Raw genomic sequence first — 18,416 nt, forward strand, 5'->3', positions numbered from 1 at the left:
TCATTCGCTCGACTTGCATGTATTAGGCACGCCGCCAGCGTTCATCCTGAGCCAGGATCAAACTCTCCATAAAAGTGTTTGACTTGCTCTCATTTGTTACTGACGGAATTAATTCTTAATTCCTTACCTTTGCTTTTGTTCAGTTTTCAAAGAACTTGTTGTAAAACTCGTTTAGTGCGCCGCTCGTTTTGGCGACTTTAATAATATATCACGCTTCACAAGCAGGGTCAATAGCTATTTTGAAATTATTTTCGATTTTAATAAAAAAAGCCCAGAAGGCTTATGTACCAGCCTCTGGACCGATCAACGGCATTACCTTTTATGGTGAATTCTATCCTAGAATGAAAAACTCGATCGCGACTAGTGATGCTAATCCTGGCAAGCCTGCTATTCCTGATATTAGTGATGTGAACATATTGATTGGAATGTGTATATCGTAGGAATTGCCGATCGCATTTAATAGGAAAAGAAGCAACGCCCCAATACAAAAACGTGTGATTCCAAATCCAAGCCACCTTAAAGGGCGCATTGGAGCACCGGCGAGCAAGAGAACGAAGATGATAGTTCCAAGTATCGCGATTACAGTAATAGGCTCCACTGTTTAAACCTCCTATACATACATTCAGTTTTATTTACTAGTCATTGTATGGGAGTTGTCCATAAAAAAGACCAGCAGTTATTTTAATCTGCTGGTCGTTACATTTCTTTTTTTAGCTTCTTTTAATAAGAAGAAATATTTAGATTCTGCTAATTGAAGTTTAAAAATCACTTCTTCTGATGGTTCGACACTGCGTTCCACCATTTCTTTCTGATGCATCCATTCTGTTTTTAATTCATCAAGACTTTGGAGCAACTGTTGATCTCCGGACCGCTTCAAGCGCCCTTTACGGGAAAAAAACATGTAGCAAACCCCTTTAGTTAAATTTCTCTTCTGCCTTCAAGCGCTTTGGATAGTGTGACTTCGTCCGCGTATTCTAAGTCCCCGCCAACTGGGAGTCCATGAGCGATACGGGTAATTTTAATACCTGTGGGTTTTAGAAGCCGCGCCATATACATAGCCGTTGCTTCTCCTTCTATATTTGGATCGGTAGCCATGATAATCTCCTGAACTCCTTCGTCTGTTAAACGTTTTAAGAGCTCAGCGATTTTAATGTCTTCAGGTCCGACACCATCCATAGGAGAGATCGCCCCGTGAAGAACGTGATAAAGGCCTCGGTATTCTTTCATTTTTTCCATTGCGATTACGTCTTTAGAATCATGTACGACACAAATAGTCGAACGGTCTCTGCTCGAATCATCGCAGATCATACAAGGATCACGGTCAGTAATATGAAAACAATTGGAACAATAGATAAGCTGCCGTTTTGCATTGACCAGCGCACGGCCAAAGTCGAGAACGTCATCATCTTTCATTTCCAATACGAAAAATGCCAGGCGAACCGCCGTTTTCGGTCCGATGCCCGGCAATTTCATAAAGCTTTCAATCAGTTTTGATATCGGTTCAGGATAATGCATGAATAACTCCTAGAATAAACCAGGAATATTTAGCCCTTTAGTGAATTTGCCCATGTCTTGTGAAACCATTTCGTCTACTTTCTTAAGCGCATCGTTCGTAGCCGCTAACACAAGGTCTTGAAGCATATCAATATCATCCGGGTCTACAACTTCCTCTTTAATTACAATATCAATGATCTCTTTGTGGCCGTTAGCTTTAACCGTAACCATTCCGCCGCCAGCAGTACCTTCGATTACTTTATCTTTTAACTCCTCTTGAGCCTTTGCCATATCACGCTGCATTTTTTGCATTTGTTTCATCATATTGTTCATGTTGCCTTTCATCATAAAACTCCTCCTTATTCGTTCTCTTCTTCTTTTATCTCAATTAAATCATCGCCAACCAACTTGATCGCTTCTGTAATAAGTGGATCATCTTTTGTTTCCTGCTCTTCAGCAGACGGTTGGCCTTGCTGTTGTTCTTTAATGAATTCAGCTTTTAGTTTCTGCCATTCCGGATCCAAAATGGACAGCATGGACAGGTTCTTTCCTATTGTACTATAAACTGCCCCTTCAACATAGCTTCTGTTGTTATCTTGTGAAGCCATCTGCCTATGAATTTCATGCTGAAAAGAAAGCAGGAATAATTGATCGGAACATGCTACTGGTTCTGCTCCAGACAGCAATGCATAGGCACTTACTTTTTCCGAGCGGATCTTATCTAAAATTTCGCCCCACATGCCTTTTAATTGCACAAGGTTTGGTTTTTTTGCTTTTTTCAGCATCTCTTTTACTTGACCATGTGAAGCTCCGCCTTGTGTACGAATCACTCTTTTTTCTTTAGGTGCATCCTGCTCGGAAGAACCAGAAGAGCCGCTTTGAGTCCATCCGCCCTGCTTCATCTTAGTCAATTCCTGCTCAAGCTGTTCAATTCTCTGCAAAAGAGGTTCAACTGAAGGATTCTCCGTCTGTGCGGAACCACCTTCTTGTTTTTGATAACATATTTTAATGAACGTTGTTTCTAAAAAGATCGTTGGATGGTTAGTCCATTTCATCTCTTGCTGAGCCTGGTTCAACTGGCTGATGATCGAATAAATACTTTCCGTTTCAGTCGATGATGCCAGATGTTCAAATGATTCATCTGTTGAAACCCGCTCCAATAGCTCTTCAAGCTGCGGCGCTGCTTTATACAGAAGCATATCTCTATAGTAATAGATCAGGTCTCCTAAGAAACGGACAGGATCCTTTCCTTCTTGTAAAAGATCTGATGATATCGTTAAAGCCTTCGATACGTCTTTTTCTAAAAAAGCTTCTGCCATATCAGACAGATGTATTTGGGAAGCTGATCCTGTTACAGCTAGAACGTCCTCAACCCGTACCTTCTCATCACTGTATGAGATTGCCTGATCTAGCAAACTTAATGCATCACGCATACCGCCCTCAGCAGCGCGTGCCAGAAGCTGCAGCGCTTCTTCTTCCACTTCAGTTCCGTTAGCATTGACAACCTTCTTCATACGGCCAATGATCGACTGAGATGATATTCTCTTGAGATCAAAACGCTGGCATCTTGAAACGATGGTAGCAGGAATTTTGTGCGGCTCTGTTGTTGCAAGGATAAAAATAACATGACTCGGCGGTTCTTCCAGTGTTTTTAATAAAGCGTTAAATGCTCCAGTGGATAGCATATGTACTTCATCAATAATATAGACTTTGTACGTTACCGATGAAGGAGCGAACTTTACCTTGTCCCGTATGTCACGAATATCATCTACCCCTGTATTTGACGCGGCATCGATTTCGAGCACATCAGAAATGGTTCCATTCGTTATACCGCGGCACACATCACATTCATTACAAGGCTCTGACACTGGAGCACGCTCACAGTTAACGGCTTTTGCAATAATTTTGGCTATACTTGTTTTTCCCGTTCCACGTGGTCCTGAAAACAGGTAGGCATGGGAAAGCTTGTCCTGCATCAAGGCGTTTTGAATCGTTTTCGTAATGTGTTCCTGCCCGACCACATCTTCAAAGCTTTGCGGTCTCCATACACGGTAGAGTGCCTGATAACTCATCCCTTTGCCTCCCTAAAATCACTTCATTCTCTCTTCATTATACTGAAACATTACAAAAAACTCACCCCTGAGACAAGGATGAGTTATTGTTTATATATTAGAATGCCGCGCACCTCTCTTTGGAATAGTCAACCTATGCGTACAGACGCAGTTAGCTCAGTCCAGGTTGCCCCACGGCACACGAAGTGATCCACTTACTGCTGCTTCCTTCCGGACCTGACAGGGTTCATGGGTCTCCGTTGCGCAGGACCCGGACATCAACACCACTTACGTCCGTCGGCCATACGTTGAACTAACCGAGGAGAGGAATTCAACCTCGCTACAGCGGATTGCGAGTACAGGGCACCGCTACCTCCCCATCTAGCGCGACAAAGTGTATAACAATGTTAGATGCACAATCAAATGTGCAAGATTTAGTATACTATGCCTGTCATTAAAAATCAACCGTACAAGCCTTAAAGCTCTTTCTTTCGCCCTTCCTTTTCTTTCCTTTTGCGATCTCGGAGTTTTTTAAAAAAGGTTGAAAGAATCTCACGGCATGCTTCTTCTTTTACACCTGAGACTACTTCACATTGATGGTTGAAGCGGTCTTCCTGTAAAAGGTTCATCAATGTACCTGCACAGCCCCCTTTTGAATCTCTTGCTCCGTATACGACTCTGTTCACTCTCGAGAGAACGATAGCACCTGAACACATCGCACATGGTTCCAGCGTAACATATAGCGTCATCCCTTCGAGTCTCCAGGCGCCAGTTTCTTTACAAGCTTTATCGATCGCTAATAATTCCGCATGGGCGACGGCTCTTTGTTCGACTTCGCGCAAATTGTGAGCCCTTGAAATAATCTCTTCCCCATTAACTAATACAGCACCAATCGGGACTTCACCGATTTCAGCCGCTTTCTTCGCTTCTTTTAATGCAAGTTCCATGAAATACTCATCTTTTTCTAATATCTCCATTATCGTCCCGCTCCAAAGTTTTAGTTGTTAGAGATTATACAAGAGGTTTTGTAAATAATAAAGAAAGGAATCTTTTCAATAAGGTATTGATTGGAGTGCAAGGTGCGTGCTACCACGTGAGTATACTTCTCGCATGGCATGCGACGAGGAAGCCCGCTTCGTAAGAATGGTCTTGTAGACGCAGGAGCACAAATACTTCCTCGCCCCAAATAAAATCAAGGCTCACCGCCCGCCCCGCGGAAAGCGAGCATCCTGTAACGGAAATCAACTACCTTCTAAAAAAACAAAGGAGAGGGACATCTATGACTCAGAATGAAAACAAGATCCCTGTCGCCATGCTTATTATTGACGTAATCAATGACTTTAATTTTCCTGAAGCTCCTCTTTTATTAAAAACATCTGCTCCTATTGCAGAAAAAATATCCAATCTAAAAAAGCAGGCCAAAAAAGAAGGTATACCTGTTATTTATGTAAACGATAATTTTGGACAATGGCAGTCCGATAAACAAAAACTCGTCGAGTACTGTATGGAACAAGATGGCGGGGAGTTCGTAAAAAAGCTGCAGCCTGACGATGACGACTATTTTGTAATAAAACCAAAGCACTCTGGATTTTTTTCAACGCCTTTATCAACTTTATTAAATGATCTTAAAGTGCAAACACTGATTATATGCGGTGTTGCAGGAAATATTTGTGTCCTCTTTACAGCAAATGACGCCTATATGCGCGGATTCGATATATATGCACCAGCTGATTGTTCAGCATCTAATATAGAAGAAGACAATGAAAGAGCGTTAATATTAATGGAAAAAACACTCGATGCAGATATCAGTCCTAGTGAAGAATTGGATCTATCTGCTATGATCGAGCAAGCTAATAAAAGTAAACAAAGGAAAATTTACTAAGAAGTTGTTATTATCGATTAATTTTAACGATAATCTATCCACCTTTTCCAAACGTATGCTACAATATTCTTTGTCTGTAATTTTTCGTTTTGTTAACAGAAAGGGAGGAAAAGGAAGATGAGTTCAACCCCCTTTATCGCAGTTGAAGGGCCGATTGGCGTAGGGAAAACATCACTGGCAAAAGCCATTGCAGAGCACTTTAAATTTCAATTATTAGAGGAAATTGTAGAAGAGAATCCTTTTCTCGGAAAATTTTACGACGACATCGATGAGTGGAGTTTTCAAACCGAGATGTTCTTTCTTTGCAACAGGTACAAACAGCTTGAAGATATTCAAGATCAATATTTAGCAAAACAAACACCTGTCGTTTCCGATTATCATATTTTTAAGAACAGAATCTTTGCCGGTCGTACGCTAAAAGACCGTCATTACAATAAATACATGCAGTGCTTTGATATCTTAACAGAAGATATGCCTGTACCGAACATGATCATATACTTAAATGCCAGCCTTGATACATTGTTAGAACGCGTTAGAAAGCGCGGGCGGTTTATTGAACAAAACATGGAGCCTGCATACTTAGAACAGCTTGCTGCTGACTATGATACATTCATGTCAGCCTTTAAAAGACAGCATCCTGAAATTCCGGTGCTGACTTTCAATGGAGACGAGTTAGATTTTGTTGCGTATGAAACGGATAAAGAGAAAATCTTATCCTTAATAGATGCAACTTTGAAAAAAGGAGAAGTTGCAAAATGAACAAGCTTATCCAATACGGCATTCCAAATGATGCTGTAATTACAGTAGCAGGAATGGTTGGTGCAGGTAAATCAACATTTACCAACGCTCTTGCAAATAAATTAAATTTCCGTACATCTATGGAGAAGGTCGACAACAATCCATACTTAGAAAATTTTTATCATGATTTCAAACGATGGAGCTTTCATCTGCAAATTTTCTTTTTAGCTGAACGATTTAAAGAGCAAAAAAGAATGTTTGATTATGGCGGAGGATTTGTTCAGGATCGTTCCATCTATGAAGATACAGGCATTTTTGCCCGCATGCATTATGATAAAGGGAATATGTCCGAGGTGGACTATGAAACATATACCCACCTGTTTGAAGCAATGGTGATGACACCTTACTTCCCTCAACCGGATTGTTTGATTTATCTGGAAGGTTCTTTAGATGACATTTTAGCTCGTATTCAAAAACGAGGACGCAAAATGGAGCAAGAGACACCTGTATCGTATTGGGAAGAAATGTACGACCGCTATGAAAAGTGGATCGCATCTTTTAACTCATGTCCGGTACTCCGTGTAAACATTAACGACTATGATCTTCGTGAAAACCCTGAATCGATCGATCATATCGTAGTAAAAATCGCACAAAAGATTGAAGCAAAAAGAGAAGTTCGCTTATAAAGTATGTTATTTTCGCAAGCTTTGTTGCTTTTGGAAGTGGTTGATTTCCGTTTCAGGTTGCTCGCTTTCCGCGGGGCGTGCGGTGAGCCCCCTAGGCTAATCAAGCCTGCCGGGGTCTCACCTGTCCCGCTAATCCCGCAGGAGTCTCGCACCTTGCACTCCAATCAACTTGTCAGTGAAGAGAATGAACTAAAGCCAAAAGCAACAATTTAGAGAAGAGCATAAAAAGCCCCGTAAGTCATTAAGTTGACACGGGGCTGTATTTTTTATTATAAAAGCGTTTTGAATGTAAACGGCTGATAGTTTGGACTTTACGGTACGTGTTCTTTTATCTGTTACACGTTCGCCCCAACTTGACCTCGTTTCGCCCAATGAACTCTGTTTTCAACCCCATTTGCACCTCGTTTCGCCCGGTGCATCCCTACTTCCGCCCCAACGATTGAAACTACACGATTACACCACGCCTTAACATTTGAAAATACGTGTCATAAGGGGCAAATTTTCAATAAAAAATGAAAAACCGGCTCTTTTTGATTAGAGCCGGTTCATTTTCATCGTATATTCATATATTTCTTCTTTAAAAAACAATCACCTCAATTGGCTAAGTCGCGCCGAGGAGGTTCACCACCCGCTCCAAAGAATGCGAGCATCATGAAGTAGAAGCAACCACTTATTTTTTCATCCATTCAGGCTTGCCGAAGCCTTTGAACTCTTTATCGATTACTTCTTCAAATTCTTTGGATTCCACTACTTCTTTTATATCTTTTGCAAATGCCGATTCAAGATCTTTCGTATTAACGACTACACGATTTCGATACGTATCAGGCATATTTTCAAGCTGAAGCGCGTCCAGGAGATCCATTTTTGCAGCGAGCGCGAAGTTTCCTGGTACTGCAGCAACATCCGCACTTTGTACGGCACGCGGAAGCTGGGCTCCCTCTAACGGTTTAAAGTTTAAGTTTTTCGGATTGTCTTTAATATCTTTTTCGGACGCGGTCAGCTGATTGATGTTTTCTTTTATCGTAATAAGTCCAGCATCTTCAAGCATGATTAACGTTCGTGCTAAGTTCACAGGATCATTAGGAATCGCAAGCGTGCTTCCTTCTTTTATCTCTTCTATCGATTTAAACTTATTAGAATACAGTCCCATTGGGGCTGTAGGAACAATTATGACTTCAGAAAGCTTAAGATTCTTTTCTTTTGCGAAGTTTTCCATATACACTTTATGCTGAAAAAGGTTTGCATCGAGGTCACCTTTAGAAAGCGCTAAGTTTGGCTGGATATAATCGCTGAATTCAACAACCTTTACTTTATAGCCTTTTTTCTCTAAAGAGGGTTTAATCGCTTTGTTTACCATATCTGTGTAAGGACCAGCAGTTGCTCCAAGGGTAACTTCCTTATCTTTTGATGCCCCTGATGTGGAAGAGCAAGCAGCTAAAGCCAGTACAGCAATAGCAGTGAATAGTGTAAGTATTATTTTTTTCATATTGAATCCCCTTTTTTATCTTTTATTTACCGCTCGAGCTACTCCGTCACCAATGACCTGCAAAAGCTGCACAATGACAATCAGCAGAACAACCGTTGTAAACATGATTGTGTTGTCGTATCTGTAATAGCCGAATCGAATCGCAAAGTCACCGATTCCTCCGCCCCCTACAATACCTGCCATTGCAGAGTAGCCTAATAAGCTTATTGCTGTGACAGTAATCGCTTGAACGATCCCAGGTTTCGCTTCAGGAAGCAGCACTTCTCGGATGATCATCCATGGCGTTGCTCCTACGGCAACTGCCGCTTCAATCACACCTTTATCGATCTCCCTTAATGAGGTTTCGACTAAACGTGCGAAGAATGGAATAGCGGCTACAGACAGTGATACTGACGCTGCAGTTGGACCGATCGTCGTACCCGTAATCAGCTGAGTTAAAGGCAGCAGAGCTACGAGAAGAATGATAAAAGGTACTGATCGGATCAGATTTACTAAAATACCTGCAATTTGTTTAATCCAGACGTTTTCAAACATTAAACCTTTGTCTGTAACAAACAGGGCTACTCCTAATGGAAGGCCTACTATCAGAGAAACACCTAAAGATATCGCGACCATGTATAACGTTTCAAAAAATGCTTTATTCAAATCTGGCAGGATGCTGTACAAAGAATCAAGCAACTTGTTTCACCACCTCTAAATTGTCGATTCGGTCTTTAATGTAAGCGATGGCACGCTTAACTTCCGCCTCTTCACCTATCAGTTCCATAATGAAAATCCCGAGCGGCGTCTCCTGGATGTATTCAATCTTTCCGTGAAGAATATTTCCTTTTACCTTAAAGTTTTGGAAGAGTTCAGAAACGACTGCTTCTTCTGCTATCGCGCCTTTAAAATGAATCTTAATCACCACTCCTTTACGTCCCTTTAAGAGCGGTTCAGGAAGGTTCATCTGTATAACACTGCTAATAAACGTTTTCGTTAACTCTTTCTCCGGATGTGCAAATAAGTTATAAACATCACCTGTCTCGATGATTTCTCCATCCTGCATCACTGACATCCTGTGACAGATCTCTTTTACGACTTCCATCTCATGTGTGATAAGGACAATTGTGATGCCAAGCTTTTTATTGATGGATTGCAGAAGCGAAAGAATAGCTTTTGTTGTATTTGGATCGAGTGCAGAAGTAGCTTCATCACAAAGCAAAACTTTTGGATCGTTGGCAAGTGCCCGTGCAATTCCGACCCGCTGCTTTTGTCCGCCGCTCAGCTGAGCCGGATACTGATTCTTTTGATTTTCTAACCCCACCATCTGTAATAGTTCAAGAGTCTTATGATTAATTTCATCTTTCTTTTTTCCCGCAGCTTTTAACGCAAATGCGATATTTTCATATACGGTTTTTGCACTAATAAGATAAAAATGCTGAAAGATCATTCCTATTTTTAGCCGTTCTTCCCGAAGTTCTTTTTTAGATAATTTCGTAATGGAGACACCGTCGATTAAAATTTCGCCTGATGTTGGCTTCTCTAATAAATTTAAGCAACGGAGGAGAGAGCTTTTGCCAGCACCGCTGTAGCCAACAATTCCGAATATCTCACCCTTTTCTATCGTGAGTGAAACATTCTTGACCCCAACAATGTCTTTTCCTTTAGCGGAATATATTTTCGTTACATCACGCACTTCAATCATATTTCTGTCCTCCTTCAATATAAAAAGCCCTCTTCATTCAATGGAAGAGGGCGAATAGACATACATCGACTTATCTTCCAGAATGAATGAATCATTCTGCAGGAAGTAGCACCGTTCCATAATGGAGGTTGCCGGACGTCATTGGGCCTGATCCCTCAGTCTCTCTTAATAAGTGTTGATTATTTGATTAAGTTATAATTGACATATTACTACCTGTCGAAAAGTTCTGTCAATAACATTTTTTACTACTTTAAAGTGTTAGCGCTTACATGTCATATAGGATAAGGAAAAATTTTTTTACAGTGAACTAAGAGATTCGCCGCTGATCAATGACTAGAAACAACAAAAAACCTCATCTGATAAGCTCAGATGAGGTTGAATATGTATATGGAGGAGGTAGAGGGATTCGAACCCCCGCGGGTCGTTAAACCCCTGTCGGTTTTCAAGACCGATCCCTTCAGCCGGACTTGGGTATACCTCCGCGTGACTGACAAGAACTATAATAACATGTGAGTAAATATAGTGTCAACGTAATTTTATAAAAAAATAAAATCTTTTTTCGCAACTTTATCGCTATTACAAGAGGTTGATTTCCACTCCAGGTGATCGCTTTCCACGAGGGGTAAGGTGAGCCTTATCGCCGAAAATCCTCGAAATGATAGCTGGAATTGGGGACATTATTTATTTTTTATTTGTAAAATAAAAAATTTGGGCTGCCAAAAGTAAGTTTACTTACTTTTGGGACAGCCCCTTTTGGTTTACTTGATTACTTCTTTATTGCCCATGTATGGACGAAGTACTTCCGGAATGATAACCGTTCCATCTTCTTGCTGGTAGTTCTCTAAAATTGCTGCTACTGTTCGTCCGATCGCTAATCCAGATCCGTTTAGCGTATGAACCAATTCTGGCTTGCCTTTCGCTTCTCTGCGGAAACGAATTTGAGCACGGCGCGCTTGAAAATCTTCAAAGTTAGAGCAAGAAGAGATCTCGCGGTATTCACCGTAGCTTGGAAGGTATACTTCGATATCGTACTTTTTAGCAGCTGTAAATCCGAGATCAGCCGTACACATGCTTAGTACACGGTATGGAAGGTTTAGAAACTGCAGTACTTTTTCAGCATGACCTGTTAGCTTTTCAAGCTCATCGTAAGAATCTTCAGGCTTAACAAAGCGTACTAGCTCTACCTTATTAAACTGATGCTGACGTATTAAACCACGAGTGTCACGTCCTGCAGACCCCGCTTCAGAACGGAAGCACGCGCTGTATGCTGCATACGTAATTGGAAGCTCATCAGCTGTTAGAATTTCTTCACGGTGCATATTTGTTACAGGTACTTCTGATGTTGGAATCAGGAAATAATCCTCTTCACGAATCTTAAATGCGTCTTCTTCAAACTTAGGAAGCTGCCCAGTTCCTGTCATACTTTGACGATTAACCATGTATGGAGGCAGAACCTCTGTATACCCGTGTTCGTCTTCATGAAGGTCCATCATAAAGTTGATCAGTGCACGCTCTAAACGTGCCCCAAGACCTTTATAAAATGCGAAACGGCTTCCTGTTACCTTTGCTCCTCGTTCAAAATCAACAATGTTCAAGTCAGTTGCGATATCCCAGTGTGCTTTTGCTTCAAAAGAAAACTCTGGTACATCCCCCCAGTGGCGAATCGGTACGTTATCATCTTCTGTTTCTCCAACAGGGACACTTTCATGCGGTATGTTAGGCAGCGTCAGCATAATTCCGTGAAGATCTTCTTCTACTTGGCGAAGTTCATCATCAATCGTCTTAATTTTATCTCCTACTTCACGCATCTCAGTAATAAGTTGGTCAGCGTCTTTTTTCTCACGCTTGAATTCTGCTACCTGTTTAGATACCTCATTACGCTTAGACTTTAAAGCCTCCGTTTCACCGATTAATTCACGGCGGCGCTGATCGAGTGCTTCAAACTGATCCAAACCAGAAAGGTCTTCCCCTCTTGCAGACAGTTTTTGTTTCACTTCTTCAAAATTAGCACGGACAAATTTTAAATCCAACATACTTATTTCCTCCTTTATTCGTTATAAAAAATCAAAAAACTCCCGCCCCTGCTCCTAATGATCACATTAGAAACAGGGACGAGAGTTAACCCGCGTTGCCACCCTGATTGCAATAGAACTATGCCTACTGCCGGCTCATTTAAGTATAACGGTTCTTTACCGGAAAAGCTTACTTACCTTCGGCTCTTCACTCGAGGATGGATTCACAAAACACTTTGATCGGTTTTCACCAGCCACCGACTCTCTAAACAAAGTCATTTTTGCTACTAGTTCCTGTCATTGATTTTTTATGATGATTTTATAGTAATGTACAGCATTTTTCTATTTTATGCAACTACTTCTTTGTTGGATTGCACCATTTTTACAAAATACTGATGTAAACGGTGGTCGTCCGTCAATTCCGGATGGAAAGCTGCACATAAGAAATGACCTTGTTTGGCTGCAACGATTCGGTCGTTATGCTTTGAAAGTATTTCAACTTCAGGACCTACTTCAACGATGAACGGTGCTCGTATGAATACGCCTGTAAAATCTTCACCGACTCCGTGAATCATAAGATCAGCTTCAAAGCTGTCAACTTGGCGGCCAAACGCGTTGCGTTCAACTGTCATGTCGATCAGCTCCAGATGAGCTGTGTCCTGACCCTGAATTCTTTTTGCCATCAAAATTAATCCTGCACAAGTACCAAATATAGGCTTGTTTTTTGCAAATTCCTTTAACGGTTCAAGGAATAGATATTTATCGATCAATCGTCTCATCGCTGTACTTTCACCGCCTGGCATTACCAAGCCATCAAGATCCTCAAGCTCTTCTACACGTTTTACCGCTATAGCTTGAGCTCCAGAAGCTTTTATGGCTTTAACATGCTCCTGTACTGCTCCTTGTAAAGCAAGAACTCCGATTTTCAGCATGTAATTACCAGCCTCGCTCCTGCATGCGTTCACCTTGAGCCAGTGTAGAGATTTCGATGCCTTTCATAGGAGTACCAAGACCTTTTGAAAGTTCAGCGATTAATTTGTAATCTTGATAGTGTGTAGTTGCTTCAACGATTGCACGAGCAAACTTTTCTGGGTTCTCAGATTTGAAGATTCCAGATCCTACGAATACGCCGTCTGCACCAAGCTGCATCATGAGTGCTGCATCAGCTGGTGTAGCGATACCCCCTGCTGCAAAGTTAACTACAGGTAACTTGCCTGCTTTTTTGATTTGAAGAAGTACTTCAAATGGAGCACCTAAGTTCTTAGCTTCAGTCATTAGCTCATCTTCGTTCATTGCAACAACTTTGCGGATTTGTCCTTGAATCATTCTCATGTGACGAACGGCTTCAACGATGTTTCCTGTTCCAGGCTCACCTTTTGTACGAAGCATTGATGCACCTTCACCAATACGGCGAGATGCTTCTCCAAGATCACGTGCGCCGCATACGAAAGGTACAGTGTAATCACTTTTCAACAAGTGGAAAACTTCATCTGCAGGTGTTAACACTTCACTCTCATCGATGTAGTCAACACCCATTGCTTCAAGCACGCGTGCTTCAACAATATGTCCGATACGCGCCTTTGCCATCACAGGAATAGATACAGCATTTAAAACTTCTTCTACAATTGTTGGATCAGCCATACGTGCTACCCCGCCTGCTGCACGAATATCTGAAGGGACTCGCTCTAATGCCATTACTGCTACTGCACCAGCTTCTTCGGCAATACGTGCTTGCTCAGCGTTAATAACGTCCATAATGACGCCGCCTTTTTGCATTTCTGCCATTCCTCTTTTTACACGTTCAGTACCTGTTTTTAACATGCTCCACTACCCCCTGATTATATGTGGTATAACCGATTTAATCGGTTCTATTAAAATAAAACTAGTATCCTCATCTATTTTATCGCAATTCATAAAAAGCGCAAGACTCTCTATTTTCAGAAAAAAGCTCCTCAGCATGGGCTGAAGAGCTTGTAAATATTAATGAAATTAAAACAAACCTTTAATCATGTCCACAGTTCCGGACCAGATTCCGCCAAAGAAGCTTCCGACACCTCTTAACGCAAGAACGAACCAGTTTGCTTTTTCAACAGATTTTGTTGTAACAACTTCTGTCTTTCCTTTTGTATCTCCATCAAGCAGGTAACCGTAATCTTCGCCTTTACCTTTGTACTCGATATTGAGATGGCCTACAACATCTCCCTTTTTAACAGGGGCAGTTAATTCACCATCTTTATTGATTTTTTTCTTATCTATTACAAATTTAGGTTTGTAGTTCTCTTTTTCCCCTCGTTTAATAACAAGAGAAAGAGGCTCTTTCGTTGAAACTTTAACTTCTTTCTCTTTCCCTTTTACGACAGGAAGAGTTTTTTGATCTTTCATCTGATAATTACCAGGTAAGATCTCTGCTTTTTCGAAGTTATCAAATCCGTAGTCAAATAGCTTTTTTGTTTCATCAAAACGTGCTTTATAGCTGTTGGTTTTCATAACAACAGACAAGAGACGTGTATCACCTTTTTTAATCGTACCTGTAAATGCAAAACCAGCAAGATCCGTAGATCCTGTTTTCAAACCGTCTACACCCTCATATCCATAAACAAGCTCAGGAAGCATCCAGTTCCAGTTATCCATTTCAATTTCATCGTCAGTACCTTCACGGAAATTTTTCACAGGGATACTTGCTGTTTCTAAGACTTCCGGATAATCATTGATCAAACGGAAAGCAAGAATTGCGGTTGAACGGGCACTCATCATATTCTCTTCATTTGCATCTCCAGCTGCGTGCTGACCCATTAAATCTTTGTTGTTCAAACCAGTGGAGTTTACAAAATGATAATCTTTTAAGCCTAATTCTTTTGCTTTAGCATTCATTTTTTTAACGAATTCAGCTTCAGAACCAGAAATTAATTCTGCTAACGCAATCGTCGCTCCGTTTGCAGAGTAAATAGCCATAGCTTCATATAACTCACGAACAGTGTACTGCTCGTCTACTCTTAATGGTACGTTAGACAGTCCGCGATTTTGTGAGATCTTATGGGCGTGTTCAGTGATACGCGTTTTTTGATCCCATGAAATTTTATTTTTCTTGATTGATTCTAACAATAAGTATTCAGTCATCATTTTGGTCATACTTGCTGGAGGAAGCATCATATCAACATTTTTCTGATATAATATTTTCCCCGTATCACCATCTACCAATATAGCAGCCTCAGCTTTCACATCTAAAGACGGTGCTGCACTTGCTGAATTTGAAAATCCTAATAAACTCGTTGCAAAAAACGAAAAAATCAATGTTAACACTAAAAGTTGTTTTATCTTGCTGTTCAAAAACTGCACCTCCAAACCCATTTACACACAAAAATTATTGTACCATACACCTTTTCAAAAAAATAGACAGAGGTTAGCCCTCTGTCCTAAAAATGTGCCTTTAGACCGAATAATTTGGTGCTTCTTTAGTAATTTGTACTTGATGCGGATGACTCTCGCGAAGTCCAGCTCCTGTAATTTTTACAAAACGGGAATCATTTTGAAGTTCCTCGATCGTTGCCGTTCCACAATACCCCATTCCTGAACGAATGCCTCCAATAAGCTGATATACGGTATCTGCAAGAGGACCTTTGTACGGCACGCGCCCCTCGATGCCTTCTGGAACAAGCTTTTTATTATTTTCCTGGAAATATCGATCACTGCTGCCGCGTTCCATCGCACCAACAGAGCCCATTCCGCGATATACCTTAAACTGGCGCCCTTGGAAGATTTCACGCTCTCCTGGACTCTCTGATACCCCAGCAAGCATGCTGCCAAGCATTACTGCATGTCCGCCTGCAGCAAGTGCTTTTACTATATCTCCTGAATACTTGATGCCGCCGTCCGCTATAATCGGCACACCGTATTTCTTCGCTTCAGTAGCACAATCGTATACCGCTGTAACTTGTGGTACACCTACACCTGCAACAACACGAGTCGTACAGATTGAACCAGGACCGATTCCTACTTTTACAACGCTTGCTCCTGCTTCGATAAGATCACGTGTTGCTTCTGCTGTTGCTACGTTTCCTGCAATAATCGTTAAATTCGGATAAGCAGATCTAACTTCAGCTACTTTTTGCAAAACACCTTCTGAATGTCCGTGCGCTGTATCAATAACGATTGCATCAACACCTGCTTCAACCAGCTTCTCAACACGCAGCAGTGCATCCTTTGTAACTCCGACTGCAGCACCTACTAAGAGACGTCCTTGAGAATCTTTTGCAGAGTTAGGGAATTCGATTACCTTTTCAATATCCTTAATTGTGATCAAACCTTGAAGTGTACCATCTTCATCAACTAAAGGAAGTTTTTCAATTTTATATTGCTGAAGAGTTTTCTCCGCTTCTTTTAAAGTAGTACCTACAGGAGCAGTTACTAAGTTCTCCTTCGTCATTACATCTGAGATCTTAATGGAATAATCCTGAACGAAACGTAAGTCACGGTTTGTAAGTATACCTACCAGTTTTTTATCAGCATCTACAATCGGTACACCGCTAATACGGTATTTACCCATTAAGTGCTCCGCATCAAAAACTTGGTGTTCTGGCGTTAAATAGAACGGATTTGTGATTACACCACTCTCAGAACGTTTTACACGGTCGACTTGTTCAGCCTGTTCTTCAATCGACATATTCTTATGAATAATTCCAAGGCCGCCTTGACGCGCCATTGCAATCGCCATGTTCGATTCCGTTACAGTATCCATCCCAGCACTTATAATCGGAATATTTAATTTCACAGAATCAGATAACCTTGTTTTAATTGAAACCTCATTAGGAAGAACTGAAGATTTCGCAGGAATTAATAACACATCATCAAACGTTAATCCTTCTTTAGCAAATTTATCTTGCCACATGCCGAACCCACCCCTTCAAATTTTTAATCCAGAAAAATATTATTTGTAGATTATCAACTGGGTAAACTAGTGTCAAGGAATACACGATATGTTCGATTTTTCAAATAATTTAAATTACAGGAGGAAAATAACCCGTGGTATTGAGGCAAGATGTATGGTCTTTGTTTGATATGTTCTTTTCCTCTCAAAAAACACAGCAATTTCTAGCAAAACAATATGAAAAAATAAATTTGCAGGATAGCAACGGAAAAAGCTTTGATAATACTTATGGATTTATTTACTATATTGAACACGGAAAAAAATATTACAAGCTTGCGGATCAAGCTCCTGCAGAACTTAAGCCTGTTCTTCTATTTTATGGAATGACTCAGTTGATGAAGGCTTGTATATTATGCAAGGATCCTGAATATCCCGATTCGAGTTCCGTCTTGGCTCATGGATTATCTACAAGAAAGAGAAAAAAACGGAGCTATGAATTTTTTAATGATGAGGTAAAAGTACAAAAAACAGGTCTGTTTAATCATTTTTGCGAAAAAATGTTTCACATGAAACACATCGAAGGCGAAAAGTTTATGATGAACCATCTTCTTAAAACATTGCCAGAATTAGGGCCTTTATTTAAACAAATGACAGGTTCATTTTATCAAATTAGAATGAACAAAAATGTGAATAATACCTTTTCATTATCTGGCGAAGCTGCTGACTTATTGCATATGTCGGATGAAAGGTTTGCGGAATATATGAATGGTATTTTTTCTTCTAATATGATTATTGAGTTGATTGATGCAAATAATTATCAAATAGTTATAAAAGATAATCTGCACCCATTCAATTGTTTTCCTCTAAATTATCACTTTGCAGAAAACACCTATTACTTTCCTGTTGATCGTGAATTATTGCAAATGCCAGTTCTCAATGAATTGATGGTTCATTATGTTCTTCTCTATAACTTAAGTATGATTAGCCGTTATGATACAGAATGGTGGAGTGAACTGTTCCACACCTATACCTCACATGAGCTGCCTTTTATTAATCAATTCCTAAACGTAACAGCTCAGAAAATCCCCTATCTATTTGGCCAATTACTCCATACCATGGATATACCTTAATTATAAGAAGAAGAAACCAACCAGTGCAAATTATGCCTGGTTGGTCTTTTGGGAAGATTTAATTTTCCGTGTGATGAATAATACAGTGAAATTAGAAATGAACATTACTGATTTAAAGGTTAAATTGAATAATAAATGATAATTCGGTTCAACTTGAAAAAAAGCATCCGCTATTATCGTTATAAGAAAAATCCATAAAACAGCATGATTAAATGATGCTGCTAGAGCACCCTTCATTGCTTCAAAATCCCTTTGATTCTTTCTTTTTAACACAAAAAAAGAAGATGGATCTTTATCCATCTTCCTCATTGCCTAGCGACGTCCTACTCTAACAGGGGGAGACCCCCAACTACCATCGGCGCTGAAGAGCTTAACTTCCGTGTTCGGTA

General features: G+C 40.5%; 18 protein-coding genes, 1 tRNA gene, 2 rRNA genes, 1 other RNA gene, 1 riboswitch and 1 other annotated feature. Of the genes, 4 read left to right on the forward strand and 18 right to left on the reverse strand.

Annotation, left to right across the window (positions count from 1 at the left end; all coding sequences use genetic code 11):
* The 8 genes from ACFW35_RS19685 to tadA form a co-directional block, all read right to left on the reverse strand.
* Positions 1 to 73 (reverse strand): 16S ribosomal RNA (locus tag ACFW35_RS19685); the annotation flags it as partial.
* Between the two features lie 258 nt (positions 74 to 331).
* Complete coding sequence (locus ACFW35_RS19690; RefSeq protein ID WP_379848295.1) at positions 332 to 598, reverse strand: pro-sigmaK processing inhibitor BofA family protein; 267 nt, start codon at positions 596 to 598, stop codon at positions 332 to 334.
* Positions 599 to 676: 78 nt separating this feature from the next.
* Positions 677 to 901 (reverse strand): YaaL family protein, encoded by a 225-nt coding sequence (locus ACFW35_RS19695; protein WP_379837997.1) that lies wholly within the window; start codon positions 899 to 901, stop codon positions 677 to 679.
* A gap of 17 nt (positions 902 to 918) precedes the next feature.
* The gene (gene recR, locus ACFW35_RS19700) at positions 919 to 1,515 is read right to left on the reverse strand and encodes a recombination mediator RecR (protein WP_379848297.1); all 597 of its coding nucleotides are present in this window, start codon (positions 1,513 to 1,515) and stop codon (positions 919 to 921) included.
* A gap of 9 nt (positions 1,516 to 1,524) precedes the next feature.
* Positions 1,525 to 1,842: a YbaB/EbfC family nucleoid-associated protein gene (locus tag ACFW35_RS19705; RefSeq protein ID WP_379848299.1), complete on the reverse strand. Its 318-nt coding sequence runs from the start codon at positions 1,840 to 1,842 to the stop codon at positions 1,525 to 1,527.
* An 11-nt stretch (positions 1,843 to 1,853) separates the two neighbouring features.
* A complete protein-coding gene (gene dnaX / locus ACFW35_RS19710) occupies positions 1,854 to 3,566 on the reverse strand; it encodes a DNA polymerase III subunit gamma/tau (protein WP_379848301.1) in 1,713 nt (570 codons plus the stop codon).
* Positions 3,567 to 3,671: 105 nt separating this feature from the next.
* Positions 3,672 to 3,935: signal recognition particle sRNA large type (ffs, locus tag ACFW35_RS19715), an RNA gene on the reverse strand.
* Positions 3,936 to 4,021: 86 nt separating this feature from the next.
* Positions 4,022 to 4,522, reverse strand: a complete 501-nt coding sequence (tadA, locus tag ACFW35_RS19720) for a tRNA adenosine(34) deaminase TadA (protein ID WP_379848303.1) — start codon at positions 4,520 to 4,522, stop codon at positions 4,022 to 4,024.
* Between the two features lie 302 nt (positions 4,523 to 4,824).
* Here tadA and ACFW35_RS19725 point away from each other — a divergent pair, with 302 nt between their 5' ends.
* From ACFW35_RS19725 to ACFW35_RS19735, 3 genes are all read left to right on the forward strand, one after another.
* A complete protein-coding gene (locus tag ACFW35_RS19725) occupies positions 4,825 to 5,427 on the forward strand; it encodes an isochorismatase family cysteine hydrolase (protein WP_379848305.1) in 603 nt (200 codons plus the stop codon).
* Between the two features lie 117 nt (positions 5,428 to 5,544).
* Positions 5,545 to 6,186: a deoxynucleoside kinase gene (locus tag ACFW35_RS19730; protein WP_379837987.1), complete on the forward strand. Its 642-nt coding sequence runs from the start codon at positions 5,545 to 5,547 to the stop codon at positions 6,184 to 6,186.
* On the forward strand, positions 6,183 to 6,851 hold the full coding sequence (locus ACFW35_RS19735) for a deoxynucleoside kinase (RefSeq protein ID WP_379848307.1): 669 nt from the start codon (positions 6,183 to 6,185) through the stop codon (positions 6,849 to 6,851). Before ACFW35_RS19730 ends, ACFW35_RS19735 begins: the two co-directional genes overlap by 4 nt.
* A gap of 670 nt (positions 6,852 to 7,521) precedes the next feature.
* Here the strand turns inward: ACFW35_RS19735 and ACFW35_RS19740 are convergent.
* The 9 genes from ACFW35_RS19740 to guaB all read right to left on the reverse strand — a co-directional run bounded on the left by ACFW35_RS19740 (position 7,522) and on the right by guaB (position 16,918).
* Entirely contained in the window at positions 7,522 to 8,337 is an 816-nt protein-coding gene (locus ACFW35_RS19740) for a MetQ/NlpA family ABC transporter substrate-binding protein (RefSeq protein ID WP_379848309.1), read from the reverse strand.
* 15 nt (positions 8,338 to 8,352) lie between these two features.
* The gene (locus tag ACFW35_RS19745; RefSeq protein ID WP_379848311.1) at positions 8,353 to 9,015 is read right to left on the reverse strand and encodes a methionine ABC transporter permease; all 663 of its coding nucleotides are present in this window, start codon (positions 9,013 to 9,015) and stop codon (positions 8,353 to 8,355) included.
* Positions 9,008 to 10,021 (reverse strand): methionine ABC transporter ATP-binding protein, encoded by a 1,014-nt coding sequence (locus ACFW35_RS19750; RefSeq protein WP_379848313.1) that lies wholly within the window; start codon positions 10,019 to 10,021, stop codon positions 9,008 to 9,010. The genes ACFW35_RS19745 and ACFW35_RS19750 overlap by 8 nt, the downstream gene beginning before the upstream one ends.
* 67 nt (positions 10,022 to 10,088) lie before the next feature.
* Positions 10,089 to 10,196, reverse strand: a riboswitch (SAM riboswitch).
* A gap of 213 nt (positions 10,197 to 10,409) precedes the next feature.
* Positions 10,410 to 10,502, reverse strand: a tRNA-Ser gene (locus tag ACFW35_RS19755).
* 277 nt (positions 10,503 to 10,779) lie between these two features.
* Positions 10,780 to 12,054: a serine--tRNA ligase gene (gene serS, locus ACFW35_RS19760; protein ID WP_379848315.1), complete on the reverse strand. Its 1,275-nt coding sequence runs from the start codon at positions 12,052 to 12,054 to the stop codon at positions 10,780 to 10,782.
* Between the two features lie 71 nt (positions 12,055 to 12,125).
* Positions 12,126 to 12,343, reverse strand: a binding site (T-box leader).
* A gap of 37 nt (positions 12,344 to 12,380) precedes the next feature.
* Complete coding sequence (gene pdxT, locus ACFW35_RS19765; RefSeq protein ID WP_379848317.1) at positions 12,381 to 12,965, reverse strand: pyridoxal 5'-phosphate synthase glutaminase subunit PdxT; 585 nt, start codon at positions 12,963 to 12,965, stop codon at positions 12,381 to 12,383.
* Positions 12,966 to 12,969: 4 nt separating this feature from the next.
* A complete protein-coding gene (gene pdxS / locus ACFW35_RS19770) occupies positions 12,970 to 13,854 on the reverse strand; it encodes a pyridoxal 5'-phosphate synthase lyase subunit PdxS (protein WP_379848319.1) in 885 nt (294 codons plus the stop codon).
* Between the two features lie 168 nt (positions 13,855 to 14,022).
* Positions 14,023 to 15,381: a D-alanyl-D-alanine carboxypeptidase family protein gene (locus ACFW35_RS19775; protein WP_379848321.1), complete on the reverse strand. Its 1,359-nt coding sequence runs from the start codon at positions 15,379 to 15,381 to the stop codon at positions 14,023 to 14,025.
* Between the two features lie 79 nt (positions 15,382 to 15,460).
* On the reverse strand, positions 15,461 to 16,918 hold the full coding sequence (gene guaB, locus ACFW35_RS19780) for an IMP dehydrogenase (RefSeq protein WP_379848323.1): 1,458 nt from the start codon (positions 16,916 to 16,918) through the stop codon (positions 15,461 to 15,463).
* A gap of 170 nt (positions 16,919 to 17,088) precedes the next feature.
* On the opposite strand from guaB, the gene ACFW35_RS19785 reads away from it, so the two are divergent.
* Positions 17,089 to 18,027, forward strand: coding sequence for a YaaC family protein (locus tag ACFW35_RS19785; protein ID WP_379848325.1), 939 nt, complete (start codon positions 17,089 to 17,091; stop codon positions 18,025 to 18,027).
* A 310-nt stretch (positions 18,028 to 18,337) separates the two neighbouring features.
* Here ACFW35_RS19785 and rrf read toward each other — a convergent pair.
* Positions 18,338 to 18,416, reverse strand: a 5S ribosomal RNA gene (gene rrf, locus ACFW35_RS19850); the annotation flags it as partial.

It is taken from the genome of Fictibacillus sp. NPDC058756, assembly GCF_042746035.1.
Classification (GTDB): Bacteria; Bacillota; Bacilli; order Bacillales; family Fictibacillaceae; genus Fictibacillus.

Coding starts and splice junctions, on each gene's coding strand:
- ACFW35_RS19695 (WP_379837997.1), bottom strand. CDS start 901: ATGTTTTTTTCCCGTAAAGGGCGCTTGAAGCGGTCCGGAGATCAACAG.
- recR (WP_379848297.1), bottom strand. CDS start 1,515: ATGCATTATCCTGAACCGATATCAAAACTGATTGAAAGCTTTATGAAA.
- ACFW35_RS19705 (WP_379848299.1), bottom strand. CDS start 1,842: ATGATGAAAGGCAACATGAACAATATGATGAAACAAATGCAAAAAATG.
- dnaX (WP_379848301.1), bottom strand. CDS start 3,566: ATGAGTTATCAGGCACTCTACCGTGTATGGAGACCGCAAAGCTTTGAA.
- tadA (WP_379848303.1), bottom strand. CDS start 4,522: ATGGAGATATTAGAAAAAGATGAGTATTTCATGGAACTTGCATTAAAA.
- ACFW35_RS19725 (WP_379848305.1), top strand. CDS start 4,825: ATGACTCAGAATGAAAACAAGATCCCTGTCGCCATGCTTATTATTGAC.
- ACFW35_RS19730 (WP_379837987.1), top strand. CDS start 5,545: ATGAGTTCAACCCCCTTTATCGCAGTTGAAGGGCCGATTGGCGTAGGG.
- ACFW35_RS19735 (WP_379848307.1), top strand. CDS start 6,183: ATGAACAAGCTTATCCAATACGGCATTCCAAATGATGCTGTAATTACA.
- ACFW35_RS19740 (WP_379848309.1), bottom strand. CDS start 8,337: ATGAAAAAAATAATACTTACACTATTCACTGCTATTGCTGTACTGGCT.
- ACFW35_RS19750 (WP_379848313.1), bottom strand. CDS start 10,021: ATGATTGAAGTGCGTGATGTAACGAAAATATATTCCGCTAAAGGAAAA.
- serS (WP_379848315.1), bottom strand. CDS start 12,054: ATGTTGGATTTAAAATTTGTCCGTGCTAATTTTGAAGAAGTGAAACAA.
- pdxT (WP_379848317.1), bottom strand. CDS start 12,965: ATGCTGAAAATCGGAGTTCTTGCTTTACAAGGAGCAGTACAGGAGCAT.
- pdxS (WP_379848319.1), bottom strand. CDS start 13,854: ATGTTAAAAACAGGTACTGAACGTGTAAAAAGAGGAATGGCAGAAATG.
- ACFW35_RS19775 (WP_379848321.1), bottom strand. CDS start 15,381: ATGGGTTTGGAGGTGCAGTTTTTGAACAGCAAGATAAAACAACTTTTA.
- guaB (WP_379848323.1), bottom strand. CDS start 16,918: ATGTGGCAAGATAAATTTGCTAAAGAAGGATTAACGTTTGATGATGTG.
- ACFW35_RS19785 (WP_379848325.1), top strand. CDS start 17,089: ATGTTCTTTTCCTCTCAAAAAACACAGCAATTTCTAGCAAAACAATAT.